Genomic DNA, 12,597 nt, shown 5'->3' with positions numbered 1-12,597 from the left:
TGGGCACAAAGCGGACGTTGTCACATCCCTATTACGATTCAGCGCGCTGAATCCTCAGTTCATAAACTACGCAGGGTACATCGTAATGCTGTTCTATTGCTTTGTAAGTCATGCCTAATCGCTGCATCACGCGCTGAGAGGGAGCATTTTCAGGATCGGCAACAGCCACTAAATACGTTGCGCCTATCTGCTCTGCCGCGAAATCAATAATCGCTTTCGCCGCTTCTGTTGCATAGCCTTTGCCATTCTGTTCTGGGACGAGCCGCCAGCCAATCTCTAAGGGTGCACCCTCAACGTTTGCCAGGTACTGGAGGCATGCTGCGCCAACGATGGCCCCGGAAGCCTTCTCTTTGATAGCCCACCACGAAAATCCGTATTTCTGCCATCGGGCCTGAACACGCCTGATACTTTCCCAGGTCTCTTCTGGTGTTTTAACAATCCCCTTGCTGATATACCGCAGCACGCCGGAATCGTTATCCATCACCCTTAAGCCTTCGTAGTGTGAGTCATGATAGGGTTCAAGCCTTAAACGCGCAGTTTCTACATTCATCTGACAATCCTATTTACTAGAAGGTATGACTTTCGGTGAATTTCTCCACATAAATCAACATAGCACGATGTAAGTAATGTGCGCTTCTGACATAAAGCAAACCGCCTAAGTGGATGACCCTGACAACCAGAAGCAAAGCCTCGCCTCACAACGAAGACTCTCTCCTGGATGATTTCAGTCTGCTACGACAGAGCTGGCGTGAAGAAACCTGAGTGGTTTCAGCATCAACGTCAACCCCCCTCTTATCCCGATCGCTAATCCTCAGAATCGTAAGTCGGCACTGAATACTCATCCGCATTGAAGTTCTGCGGCACGCCCTTCACCATTCTGAATTCAGACACAATATCGCGGCGTTTCATTTTTTGCGTTGGTGAACGTAAAGCAATATCAACGCGTACCTCACCGGAGTCCGGGAATGAATAATAAGTCTCAGGGATACAGAACTGGCTGTGATCAATCTTTATCGCAGGGTGCAACTTGTTGAATCCAGACCTCTCAGGCGCATTACGATCTCTGATCGAGAGGTAATAAGCGTAATAATCACCAGGTTTTTTAATCGGGAAACAAAATCCCCCCTTCGCCCTGGAAACCGGTGCTATTTCATCCGGGGGGATATAGTCGCCCATCAATCCGCAACTGGTGAGAAGTGAGCTAAAAAGAGTCAAAAGCAGCATTTTTCTGATTATCATGAAAACTCCCTGGGAATGATCCCTATTTATCCTGACCGCTGGTGTCGTTGATCCTCAGCGGATAGTAGTGGGAAAACGTATTGTCTGTCACGCCCCTCCCCGGCATACTGAAATCACACCCCTTCACTGCAACAGCCACCTAACCTCAGGGAAAGACAGGGAATGAAACCCACGCCAGGCGATATCTATTGTGTTTTTTATCCCAAGCTTCAGCAGTACGTAGCCTGCCAGATCACTGCGCTAAAAGAGGGCAACCTGGTCGCGGTGCTGGATCTCGACTGGTCAGGAGAAGCCTTACCCGATGAGGCTGCGCTGGCCGCGATGCAGCCGCTGGTCTGTGATTACTTTTTCTGGCGGGGCCGCTACGATCACACCTTTCTCTCCGACAGTGTCCCATCCCATTACACTCGGGTCGGGAATATTCCGCCTCTGGTGAATGAAGAGGTGAACAGCTACGGCGGAGGCTGGAATGTCGGCAGCAGCCTGTATCAGCAGCGCTGCTGGGATCGAATTGCCCCGGAAAAGCGCGCACGCTTCAAAGCCGCCTCCCGCGACCGTCAGGTCACCCTACCCGGCGGCGTGCTGCCTGAGAATGCGACGAAAATCAGCGATACTTTCCTGCAGGGCATCACGGATTATGCTGAACTGGACCGGCTGCCTTGCCTCACCTCACTCGACACGACGGAGGGCAACGCCAGGCTGGCGGAGTACGTTAATCAGCATGCCTTTATCTATGAACTCCACTGGGCATCCTCCTGCGTGACAACGCTCGACCTCAGCGGCAGCCAGCTGCAACGCCTGATCGTTGACCCTACGGGGCTGGTATCCCTGTCGCTCAACGATGGCCTGAAGCTGCTCTCTTTCACCCGTCCCCCGGCGGCGGAATTGCAAATCAACAGCCGCTATCTTGGCCGTGACCTGACCGTTCAGCACAGGCAAACGCTGGCTGAACTCCAGGGGCTGGAAGCGCTGGGCGGGTTGCATTTAACCGAGGTGGCAGAAGTGGATATCGCCGCGATTGCCGATCGTTACCCGACGTTAAACACCCTGCGCCTGTGGGGTAAGCCGGGCATGGTGAGCAATATGGCCAGCCTGTCACGCCTCGCGGATTTGCAAATGTTCACCACCGTTGATCTGTTTGGCTTCGGCCCGGAGGCGTTTCCCTCGCCGCCGCAGTTACCGCATCTGTCGCTACTGTGGATGAACAGTTTGCCTGCTGACGCGGCGAGTGCCATTAAAAAAGCCTGGAAGAAAGCCGCGTTATCGGGTGTGGATCTGGCGATCAAACAGGCGCGTAAACCGGCATGGCTGGCAGAAAACCTGAATAACCCGTTCCGGGACTGGGATGGCCGTGAACATATCAGTGCCGCCAACGCGAAAAAGGCCGCCACGCTGTATAAAAAAATGCTGGCCTCGCTGCGCACTATTGATGCCTCCAGCGAGGCGGCCAGTGTTACCGCCCTCGCTGAAGCCATGGTGCGCAGTTACACCGAGGCGTTTAATGCCATGGATCGCCGCAGCAACATCATTGAAACGATAGAGCGTGAAGAAATTGGTGAGGTGCTTTATGGTCTGTTATCCCTGATTGAGCAGCAAACCGCAGGGGCGTCAGAACCGTTTGATAAAGACCCGATGATGAATTTGTTCGATGAGTTACGTGATTTTTAACCTGACGATGAGGAGTTGAAATGAAGCTGATCGGTATGCTGGATTCGCCGTATGTGCGGCGGGTAGCGGTTTCACTGGCGTATTACGGCGTGGTGTTTGAAAACCAGCAGCTGTCGGTTTTCAGCACGTTTGACGCGTTTGCCCAGCTTAATCCGGTGGTGAAAGCCCCCACGTTGATTCTCGACGATGGCACGCAGTTGATGGATTCGTCACTGATCCTCAGCTATTTCGAGGCACAGGCTGACGCACAACATCAGCTACTTCCCTCAGCACCTGCCGCGCTGGCAACCGATTTAGCGCTGCTGGGTGTGATCCTGGCTGCCAGTGAGAAAGCCGTGCAGCACGTCTATGAGCACAACCTGCGCCCGGCGGAGAAACAACATCAGCCCTGGACCGATCGTGTTACCGGGCAGTTGCTGGCGGCCTGTCGCAAGTGGGAAGCCGCGCTGAGCCCCCGCTCCACAGCGCAGGAAAAACCCGACCAGGTGGCGATCACCAGCGCCGTCGTATGGAGCTTTATTCAGCTGATGATACCTGATGTGGTGAAAGCAGATGCGTTCAAGGCGATTGCCGCCCATGCAGAGAAGTGGGAAGCGCTGGACGCGTTCAGACAATACCCGCAGAAATGATGCCATCGTCGTGGTGGTGTTAAAACCAACAGCGAGCATACATTCTGCGGGGGCACTGCCTTTACAATGCAGGGCGTGAGACGTGCTCAGCCGCCGCACGGTTAGCGTTGCTGACGGCAGTCGCCAGCGGCGCTCCCTGTAATAACGTGGTGCACAGCATGCCCATAAAGCAGTCTCCTGCACCGTGGGTGCTGACCAGCGTCACTTTCTCTGCCGGCAAGGACTGGCTGGCACTGCCTTTCTCACAGAACGCCACGCCATGTTCGCCAGCGGTTACCACCACGGCCGGGAAGCTCTGCCCCAGGCTTTCGGCAGCAAGGCACGCCGCAGACAGATTCGGCACCGCAATCTGGCTCAGGTCGCGCGCTTCCACCGCGTTCACCACCAGCAAATCAACGCTTGCAAGCATCTGTTCGCTGACCTCGCGCGCCGGGGCAGCGTTATAGCACACCAGAATGCCGCGCTTCTTCGCTTCGGCAGCGGCCTGATGATTAACGGCGTCTGGCACTTCATTTTGCAGCAGCAACATACTCACCTGTTGCCACAAACGGTCATCGCTGAGGGCATCGGGAGCAATCAGGTTATTGGCGTTGGACACCACCACCGCGCCGTAGTCGCCCTCTGCATCCTGAATCGCCACGCTCATCCCGGACGGCACACCCGCTTTCACCGCCACATCCGCCGTGTTCACGCCATGTTGCTGGAGATACGTCAGCAAAAACTGCCCTTGCGCATCATCCCCCACGGCCCCGGCAAAACGCACCTTCGCGCCTGCCAGCGCCGCCGACACGGCCTGATTACCGCCTTTGCCGCCAAATTTATAGGCACAACTGCTGCCAATCACCGTTTCACCTTTTTCCGGGCGATGGTGTGCCGCCAGCATAATGTCGTAATGGAGACTGCCGATGACTAAGATGTGACTCATATTAGTATTCTCTGAGATCCTGGACTGCCTGCTGGGTTTTCTTCAGGTTCTTCTCCGCCGTCTTCAGATCCTTCTGCGCTATCGCCACAAACAGTGCATCCAGAATATTTAACTGGGCAATGCGTGACGCGGCGTTTTCCCCCAACAAATGCGAGCCCTGAGAGGTTGAATTGAGCACCACATGCGCGCTGCGCGCAATGGGCGACTCGGCATAGTTCGTAATCGCAATCACTTTGGCTCCGTTACGTGCTGCCAGTTTTATCGGGTCATTCACCGCACGCGTGGCGCCGGAATGACTGATGGCGATCACTACGTCGTCATCCGATAACACTGCCGCTGACATCAACATAATATGCGCATCATCGTACACCGTGGTTTTAATCCCAATCTTCAACATCTTATGGGATAAATCCCGTGCAACGGCGGCAGAGCCGCCGACGGCATATAAATCGACATGTCGCGCTTTGAAGATAATATCAGCCGCTCGGTTGAATTCAGACACATCAAGAATAGAACGTGTTTCTTCTATTGCCTGAATGGAGGTTCTGAAAACTTTTGCCAGTAATTGCTCCGACGAGTCATCCGCTTCAATTTCCGCATGCATCCCGGCGACTTCAGAATAGTTATAATAAATCAGACTACTTCTGAAATCTCTGAACCCCGAGAAGTTTAATTTCTTGGCTATTTTCACCACCATGGCTTCGGAAACATTATTTATCTGGGCAATTTCTTTAATCGATGTTTGCTCAGTTAAATCTGTTTTCGACGTAACGGAATCCACGACTTTCCTTTCCAGTGGCGTCAGGCTGGGTAAACGCATGCGTATTTGAGCGCCTATGGCTCGCGGGTCTTGCTTCATTACTTGCCTCGTGTCGCTCTGTCAATCAACATGGCTATGATAATAATAAGGCCTGTAGCAAGCAATTGATAAAACGCCTGAATATTGAGAAGCGTCAGACCGTTACGTAATGCACCGAGGATGACCGCCCCGATCAACGTACCGATAATACTGCCCTTTCCGCCCATCAGCGACGCTCCGCCAATGGCCGCAGCGGCAATCGCATCCAGTTCCCACAGGTTTCCGATAGTCGGTTCTGCGGCCCCCAGGCGGGCAATCAGGATCAGTGCAGCCAGCGAGGCCAGCACCCCGGAAATCACAAACACAGTCACTTTGGTGCGTTTAACGGGCACACCGGCCACACGCGCCGCTTCTTCATTGCCGCCCACCGCCAGAATATATTCACCCAGCGGGGTTTTGTTCATCACCACCCACAGGAAAACGGCAATCACCACCACCACCACAATCGGCGTGGGCACGCCAAATACAGTACTGTTGATCAGATTACGGAACTCCATCGGAATCCCAAAGATCGGGTTGCCGTTGGTGAAGATCAGGGCTAAAGCACGGAACAGGGACAGCCCGCCCAGCGTCACGATAAACGGCTGTAATCCGGCATAGGCTACCAGCGTACCGCTGAACACACCGCACAGTGCACCAACGCCCAGCGTGGCCATTACCGCCAGCGGAACCGGCACCCCGGCCACCATCAGCGTGGCACCCAGTACGGCTGAAAGTGCCGCCGTCGGCCCCACGGAGAGGTCAATCCCGCCGGAAATAATCACCAGCGTCATACCAAGGGCAATAATGGCATTGATGGAAGACTGCTGAAGAATATTAAGCAGGTTAGGCAGCGTCCAGAATACCGGTGACAGCAGTGAAAACGTCACCACAATAATAAATAAACCAATCAGTGTTCCCGCATCGCGCAGATTAAATTTAAACAGCGCCGCTGACGGCACGTTAGGTTGCGTTTTATCTTGCGTCATCATCTTGATTACCTTCATTCGTTCTTAAGCCAGATCGTTAATCGCATAACGGGCGATGTTTTCTTCGGTGATAGCCTCACCGCTCAGTTCTCTGGTGATTTTCCCTTCACGCATAACCAGTACCCGATCCGAAATACGCATAATTTCTGGCATTTCAGAAGACACCACCACAATGGCTTTTCCCTGGCGGGCTAATTTTTCAATCAGATTATAAATTTCTGATTTGGCACCTATATCAATTCCCCGTGTTGGCTCATCAAAAAGAAACACTTTATTATCCGCGGCCACCCAGCGTCCGATAATCACTTTCTGCTGATTACCGCCGCTCAATGTGCCAATCGGCTTTTCAATATTCAGGGGGCGCAGGTTGAGGTCGGTCATTACCTCCAGCGCCACTTTATCAAGCTGGCGCTGACGCAATATTCCCGCGCGGGTAAATTTCATCATCGATGGCAGCGCCATATTCATTTTCACTGCGCGCTGCTTAATGATGCCCTCTTTTTTACGATCTTCCGGCACCAGACCGATGCCGGCCTTAATGGCGCTACTGACATTGAGATTTTTCACTGCCACACCGTCAACCAGCACACTGCCGCTGGTACGGGTATCAATCCCGGCAATCAGCTTCAGCAGTTCGGTTCGCCCTGCCCCGACCAACCCGGCAATCCCCAGCACTTCACCGGCATTTACGCTGAAGCTGGCAGGCTGAACCGCACGGTCGCGCCCCAGCCCCTCCACCCGCAGCACCTCTTTATCGGTGATATGCGACTGATGATGTACCTTCTCAATTTTGCGGCCGACCATCTTGGTGACAATGGTCTCTTCCGTTTCATCAGAGATGTTCACCACGCCAACTTGCCTGCCGTCACGCAGAATGGTGGCGCGGTCGCAAACCTTAAAAATCTCGTTCATCTTGTGTGAAACGTAAATCAGCGCCACGTTCATCGACTTCAAATCAGAAATCAGTTCGGCCAGCCGGTCAAACTCACGCGGTGTCAGGCTGGACGTCGGCTCATCCATCGCAATGATTTTGGCTTCATCCAGTAAGGCACGGGCGATCTCGACAATCTGCTGCTGCGATACCTTCAGATTCTTAATCGGCTCGTCCGGGTCGATGCTCGGATCAAGGCGGCGCAGAATGGCGATCGCCCGCTTACGCTGCGCCTTACGGTCAACAAAGCAGCCTTTGAAACGCGTCAGCGGCCTGCCGAGAAACATATTTTGCGCAACGGAGAGCTCAGGAACATGCTGCAACTCCTGGTGGATCATGGCGATCCCGGCCTGGCGCGCAGACAGTGGATTCTTCATCTGCACCACCACGCCGTTGACGCTGATCTCCCCGGAATCGGCGGAGCGCACGCCGGAGAGGATATTCAGCAGCGTGGATTTCCCCGCGCCGTTCTCACCGATTAATGCGTGAACTTCTCCGGGTCTGACGGAAAAATCCACACCCTGTAGAGCGGCCGCACTGCCGTAGGTTTTATTGATGCCGCGCATCGTCAGGCAAAACTGTTCCATACACCCTCCTGCCTTGATTACTGCTGAGCTAACAGCTGGCGCAGCTTGTCGTTATCTTTCGTCGAGAAGGCATCGGCATTATCTTTGGTGATCAGCGCCTGCGGAGTGGAGACCACGCGTGACAGCTTCTGACCATTAATCAGACGCAGCATCACTTCCATCGCCACTTCCCCCGTCAGAACCGGGAAGCTGTCGACGGTGCCGGTCAGCTCGCCGCGTTTGATAGAGGCATAGGCATCTGAAATCCCGTCGGTGCCAAACACCGCAGTCTGCGCCGATTTGCCCTGTGAACGCACGGCTTCCACCACGCCCAGCGCCATGCCGTCATTGTTAGCGTAGAAGCCAATCAGGTCCGGGTGCTGTTGCAGAATGGTTGAGGCTGCGTTGTAGGCATTTTCACGGCTCCAGTTGGCCGGAACGCTGGCTACCAGGCTGAATTTGCTGTTTTTCGCGATGGTTTCACGGAATCCTTTGGTACGCTGCGCGGCGGCGTAAACCCCAGGCTGGCCTTCAATCACCGCCACTTTGCCGCCCTTCGGATAGTGCTGGATAAACCAGTTCGCCACGCGTACGCCGTTGTCTTTCTGCACGTTACCGACGTAGTTCGCCACGTTTGGCATCACGGCATCATTAACGTTGACCACCGGAATGCCTTTGCTTTTCGCCACTTCATAGGCGGGTTGCATGTTGGCGTCCGTTTGCGGGGACACCAGCAGGCCATTGAAGCCCTGAGAGATCAGGGTTTCCGCGATTGACAGCTGCCCCAGCTGATCGTCCTCGTTAGCGGCCGCCTGGTACTCCACGGTGAAACCGTATTTCGCTGCGGCGGTTTTGTAGCCCTCACCCAGCGAACGCCAGTATTCGTTGGTCAGCGTTTTTGATACGCCGCCAATTTTCAGGGCTTTGTCCGGTGCCGGCAGTGGGCCGTACTTTGCCGTGAGCTGCGTCCAGTCGGTGCGATCGGGTTCAGTATCCGACTGCAACGGCGGCAGATCAGCGGCATAAACGGTTGAGCAGAACAGCGTAGCGGTGAGTACAGAGAGCAAGTGTTTTTTCATAATCTATCCTGTTATTTTTATAGGGTTTAACACCCGGAGAGACGTTTATTGCGCCAGCATAATGTCGTTAACAATCTGCTGGGAGGTGACGGCATCCTGACGGCTGATGGCGTCCAGCAAGGCAGGGTTATTGTCGAGCTTGTCGCACAGTTTCAGTAAACGGGTCACGGTGGCGATGTTGGTTTCGGCTTCACGCACCGGGTCAAGGCCGCTGGCATCCGGGAAGGTGTCGAAGTAATAGGCGCCGTTGTAGCCGTCACGCTTCATCTGCCAGAGGAACTCCAGCGTGGCACGCGGATTCACCGCAGCGACCATCAGGCCGTCATCGCGCTTGCCCCAGCCATCATTCAGGTCCAGGCCCAGCAGACGGGAACGGCGGGCAACCATCGCGGCAGCGTAAGCCGGGATTTCATTGGCGTAGAGCACATGTGCGAAGTCGAGGGTAATCCCCAGGTTCGGGCAATCCGCTTCTTCCACCGCCAGCAGACAGGTGGTCACGTTCGGGAAAATGGCAAATGCACGCGGCTCATTGGGTTTGTATTCGATGCTGACATCCATATCCCCGGCGTATTCCGCCACTTCACGCACTGCGCTTACCGCATCTTCCCAGATTTTTTTGTAGTCAGCCTGGAAGCTGTAATCAAACCCGTCCTGCCCCATCCACAGCGTCATGATGCTGGCACCAAATTCACGACCGGCATCAATGCCGCGTTTGGTCAGCTCAATCGCCTGGCGGCGGATTTTGGCATCCGGATTGGTGTAAGCACCGATTTTGAATTCCGGTGCATCCCAGCGCATCTGCATACCGTTTACCGCCAGGCCGACATCTTCAATTTTCTGACGCATGGTTTTCACATCGTCGGTGATGTGCTGAGGGTAGTTCAGATCCAGATGGGTCAGGCCTTTCGCCGTGGCAGCGCGCTCAATCATTTGCAGCACGGAAGGCTTGCCTTTCAGTTCAGGCCAGTAGCGAAAAGCGCCGGAAGCAAAGGAGTTAAGGCGTGTGGCAAATTTAAGTTCTGACATAGTTGATGTCCCTGGTCGTTGGCTTGTGAATTACTTTACAACTTCACATTTGTTTGTGAATAAGTGCATTTCTATCATCAACGATAATCTGCCGCAACACAGCGTGCGGTTTTAATCAGCAATTTGAGACGCAATTCACGAAATTTTGACTGGCGCGGCAGGAAAAACAAAAAAGTCACGCAACTGTGTGACAGGTCGCATTTTGCACAATTAACACAGAGTGAGCGGGTCTCTCCCCGTTGTGTGATGCAAACGAAAGATTTACTGTTCAGTTAATGCCAGTAAATTACCAGCGCACCCGCACAGGATGGAGACGTCAATGCAGCAAACCAAAATCACCCTCAGGAAATCCTTTTTCAGCACCACTCCGGTGGACATCGTCAGCACCGATGGCTGCCGTGCCGAACTGTTCACCTTCCCTTCCGGTATTGAAGCCGTGCGCCTCAGCAACCGGCGCGGGCACCTGATTATCCTGCCCTGGTACGGGCAGATGATCTGGCAGGCGGTGTTCGATGGCGTCGACCTCACGATGGAGAGTCGCTTTCGCGAGCCACGCCCGGCAACGGATGTCGTTGGCACCTACGGGTGTTTTATGTATCACTCAGGCCTGCTCCGTAACGGCAACCCCGGCGAGCATGACAGCCACGCCCTGCACGGCGAGATGCCGCTGGCCCCGATGGATAGCGCCAGTATTGAAACCGGCGAAGATCAAGACGGCCCGTGGATGGCGCTGGCGGGTGAGCGTGAATACCTGATGGGCTTTGGCGACCACTACATGGCACGTCCGCGTGTGGTGATCCGCCCTGACGATGCCACCTTTGGGATTCATATGGCGGTGGAAAATCTCGGTCAGGATACGATGGATTTGATGTACATGTGCCACGCCAACTTTGCCTTTGTTGAAGGAGGCCAGATCGTGCAACCCACCGGGTTCAGTCGTGAGGATCTGGTGGTGCGCACCTCGGTGCCCGCCATCGTCAAGTCTGATGACAACTACCTTCAGCAGTTAGCAAAAATGCAGGAAGACCCCTCTGAGACAGCGGTGATCAGCACGGCTCTCGGCGTGGACCCTGAGCTGGTTTTTTATCTGAAAAACCTGAAGACAGCGCAGGACGGAAAGGTGCACGTAATGCTGCGCAGACCAGCAGGTGATGCATTCACCGTGAGTTACTCCCCGGATGAATTCTCGCATCTGGTGCGCTGGATTCTGGCTAACAACAAGCAAAAAGTGTGCGCCTTTGCCATGCCGGCCACCTGCGGCGTTGAAGGTCACTTCGCAGAACAACAGCAGGGCAATGTCCGATCGCTGGCCGGGGGTGAGCACGCCCGTTTCCACGTACAGCTGGGCTATCTGAATGTCGCTGAGGCGAAGATGAAAGACGCGATCATCCGCACTTCGCGTTAGCGTTTTTGCCGAAATTGCAAAACGGAGGTGTGAGCTGAATCAAATAAGGACACTTTGGTAGAGCAATAAATTTACTTTGAAAGTTTTTTCAGTAAAGTCGATGTCGTCAGACGGACATTTAATGCGGTTTGTTCCTGGCACAAAGAGAAGACGTGTTCGTTTTTGCCCTACACGCTAACGACGCGCACACCTCGTCCTGAAAGGTTAATTTTTGCCGATATCAACAATAAATAAGTGGGTTAAAAATGAATCGTCGCATCCTTGTTAAATTAATGAGTTTATCTGTCCTGATATCCATGACCGCAGGGATTGGCTGGTCAGGCATCGCTGCCGCTGCCGAGACAAAAACCATGGTTACCGTCGTGAAGACCGTGGGCGTTCCGTGGTTCAACATCCTCAACCAGGGGCTGGAGGAAGGCGGCAAACAGTTCAACCTCAAAACCTCCATGGTCGGCCCGACCCGTGCCGACCCGGCACAGCAGGTCAAACTGATTGAGGACCTGATCGCCAAGAAAGTGGACGTAATAGGGCTGGTCCCGCTGGATACGAAAGTGACCGCGCAGGTGGTAAAACGCGCACGAGATGCCGGGATCATGGTGATCACCCAGGAAGGGCCAAACCAGCCGGGGAAAACCTGGGATGTGGAGCTGATGAGCGCCCAGGCCTATGGTGAAGCACAGATGAAAGCGCTGGCACGTGAAATGGGTGAAAAAGGGGATTATGTCGTGCTGGTCGGCACGCTGACCACCACCGGCCATAACCAGTGGGCTGATGCCGCCATCGCTTATCAGAAAGCGCACTACCCTGATATGCGTCTGGCCGCCGACCGTTTCCCGGGGGCTGACTTTATCGATGAGTCTGAGCGCGTCACCCAGGATATTTTGAAAGCCTATCCTAAAGTCACAGGCATTATGTCGATGGGGTCCAACGGGCCGATCGGTGCAGGTAACGTGCTGAAAAAACGCCATTTAGAGAAGAAAATCGCGCTGGTGGGAACCACCATCCCTTCCCAGGCACGGGCCTACATTCTGTCGGGCGTGATCCGCGAAGGCTTCCTCTGGAACCCGAAAGAAGCTGGGCTGGCGATGACATCCGTGGCACGACTGGCGCTGGATAATACAAAATTTGAAACCGGTATGACTATCCCGGGCCTGGGTAAAGCCACGGTCGATACCGAAAACAACGTGGTGATGGTGGATCGAATTCTGATGATCACCAAAGATAACATCGCGGACCTGATCAAGCTCGGACTCTAAAACACACCGTTAATTATTGACAGGCATCGGGCTCCAGGGAGCCCGA

12 protein-coding genes are annotated in these 12,597 nt (G+C 54.3%); 4 read left to right on the top strand and 8 right to left on the bottom strand.

The window, feature by feature from the left end; translation table 11 throughout:
• Positions 1–31: 31 nt before the first annotated feature.
• Entirely contained in the window at positions 32–550 is a 519-nt protein-coding gene (locus tag FVB43_RS07265) for a GNAT family N-acetyltransferase (RefSeq protein ID WP_167863676.1), read from the bottom strand.
• Positions 551–804: 254 nt separating this feature from the next.
• Positions 805–1,239 (bottom strand): putative T6SS immunity periplasmic lipoprotein, encoded by a 435-nt coding sequence (locus FVB43_RS07260; RefSeq protein ID WP_159336365.1) that lies wholly within the window; start codon positions 1,237–1,239, stop codon positions 805–807.
• Positions 1,240–1,401: 162 nt separating this feature from the next.
• Here FVB43_RS07260 and FVB43_RS07255 point away from each other — a divergent pair, with 162 nt between their 5' ends.
• Both FVB43_RS07255 and FVB43_RS07250 read left to right on the top strand, forming a co-directional pair.
• The gene (locus FVB43_RS07255; RefSeq protein ID WP_167863675.1) at positions 1,402–2,907 is read left to right on the top strand and encodes a hypothetical protein; all 1,506 of its coding nucleotides are present in this window, start codon (positions 1,402–1,404) and stop codon (positions 2,905–2,907) included.
• A 20-nt stretch (positions 2,908–2,927) separates the two neighbouring features.
• A complete protein-coding gene (locus FVB43_RS07250) occupies positions 2,928–3,536 on the top strand; it encodes a glutathione S-transferase (RefSeq protein ID WP_167863674.1) in 609 nt (202 codons plus the stop codon).
• 61 nt (positions 3,537–3,597) lie between these two features.
• Here the strand turns inward: FVB43_RS07250 and FVB43_RS07245 are convergent, their stop codons facing one another.
• Genes FVB43_RS07245 through FVB43_RS07220 form a run of 6 tightly spaced genes read right to left on the bottom strand, consistent with a single transcriptional unit; the run spans position 3,598 to position 9,890 of the window.
• Positions 3,598–4,461, bottom strand: a complete 864-nt coding sequence (locus FVB43_RS07245) for a ribokinase (protein WP_167863673.1) — start codon at positions 4,459–4,461, stop codon at positions 3,598–3,600.
• Between the two features lies 1 nt (position 4,462).
• Positions 4,463–5,320 carry a MurR/RpiR family transcriptional regulator gene (locus FVB43_RS07240; RefSeq protein WP_167863672.1) on the bottom strand — a complete coding sequence of 286 codons (858 nt, stop codon included), beginning with the start codon at positions 5,318–5,320 and terminating at the stop codon, positions 4,463–4,465.
• Positions 5,320–6,291 carry an ABC transporter permease gene (locus FVB43_RS07235; RefSeq protein ID WP_133841602.1) on the bottom strand — a complete coding sequence of 324 codons (972 nt, stop codon included), beginning with the start codon at positions 6,289–6,291 and terminating at the stop codon, positions 5,320–5,322. Before FVB43_RS07235 ends, FVB43_RS07240 begins: the two co-directional genes overlap by 1 nt.
• Before the next feature lie 21 nt (positions 6,292–6,312).
• A complete protein-coding gene (locus tag FVB43_RS07230) occupies positions 6,313–7,806 on the bottom strand; it encodes a sugar ABC transporter ATP-binding protein (protein WP_133841601.1) in 1,494 nt (497 codons plus the stop codon).
• A gap of 17 nt (positions 7,807–7,823) precedes the next feature.
• On the bottom strand, positions 7,824–8,864 hold the full coding sequence (locus FVB43_RS07225; RefSeq protein ID WP_133841600.1) for a sugar ABC transporter substrate-binding protein: 1,041 nt from the start codon (positions 8,862–8,864) through the stop codon (positions 7,824–7,826).
• Between the two features lie 45 nt (positions 8,865–8,909).
• Positions 8,910–9,890, bottom strand: a complete 981-nt coding sequence (locus FVB43_RS07220) for a TIM barrel protein (RefSeq protein WP_133841599.1) — start codon at positions 9,888–9,890, stop codon at positions 8,910–8,912.
• Between the two features lie 319 nt (positions 9,891–10,209).
• On the opposite strand from FVB43_RS07220, the gene FVB43_RS07215 reads away from it, so the two are divergent.
• On the top strand, positions 10,210–11,295 hold the full coding sequence (locus tag FVB43_RS07215; RefSeq protein ID WP_242462120.1) for an aldose 1-epimerase family protein: 1,086 nt from the start codon (positions 10,210–10,212) through the stop codon (positions 11,293–11,295).
• Between the two features lie 272 nt (positions 11,296–11,567).
• Complete coding sequence (locus FVB43_RS07210) at positions 11,568–12,551, top strand: substrate-binding domain-containing protein (protein WP_234472508.1); 984 nt, start codon at positions 11,568–11,570, stop codon at positions 12,549–12,551.
• The last annotated feature ends 46 nt before the right edge of the window (positions 12,552–12,597 follow it).

It is taken from the genome of Erwinia rhapontici, from assembly GCF_012271765.1.
GTDB lineage: Bacteria > Pseudomonadota > Gammaproteobacteria > Enterobacterales > Enterobacteriaceae > Erwinia > Erwinia rhapontici.
The sequence above is the reverse complement of the archived record's forward strand: the minus strand, read 5'-3'. Positions and strand labels throughout refer to the sequence as shown.

Coding starts and splice junctions, on each gene's coding strand:
- FVB43_RS07265 (WP_167863676.1), bottom strand. CDS start 550: ATGAATGTAGAAACTGCGCGTTTAAGGCTTGAACCCTATCATGACTCA.
- FVB43_RS07260 (WP_159336365.1), bottom strand. CDS start 1,239: ATGATAATCAGAAAAATGCTGCTTTTGACTCTTTTTAGCTCACTTCTC.
- FVB43_RS07255 (WP_167863675.1), top strand. CDS start 1,402: ATGAAACCCACGCCAGGCGATATCTATTGTGTTTTTTATCCCAAGCTT.
- FVB43_RS07250 (WP_167863674.1), top strand. CDS start 2,928: ATGAAGCTGATCGGTATGCTGGATTCGCCGTATGTGCGGCGGGTAGCG.
- FVB43_RS07245 (WP_167863673.1), bottom strand. CDS start 4,461: ATGAGTCACATCTTAGTCATCGGCAGTCTCCATTACGACATTATGCTG.
- FVB43_RS07240 (WP_167863672.1), bottom strand. CDS start 5,320: ATGAAGCAAGACCCGCGAGCCATAGGCGCTCAAATACGCATGCGTTTA.
- FVB43_RS07235 (WP_133841602.1), bottom strand. CDS start 6,291: ATGATGACGCAAGATAAAACGCAACCTAACGTGCCGTCAGCGGCGCTG.
- FVB43_RS07230 (WP_133841601.1), bottom strand. CDS start 7,806: ATGGAACAGTTTTGCCTGACGATGCGCGGCATCAATAAAACCTACGGC.
- FVB43_RS07225 (WP_133841600.1), bottom strand. CDS start 8,864: ATGAAAAAACACTTGCTCTCTGTACTCACCGCTACGCTGTTCTGCTCA.
- FVB43_RS07220 (WP_133841599.1), bottom strand. CDS start 9,890: ATGTCAGAACTTAAATTTGCCACACGCCTTAACTCCTTTGCTTCCGGC.
- FVB43_RS07215 (WP_242462120.1), top strand. CDS start 10,210: ATGCAGCAAACCAAAATCACCCTCAGGAAATCCTTTTTCAGCACCACT.
- FVB43_RS07210 (WP_234472508.1), top strand. CDS start 11,568: ATGAGTTTATCTGTCCTGATATCCATGACCGCAGGGATTGGCTGGTCA.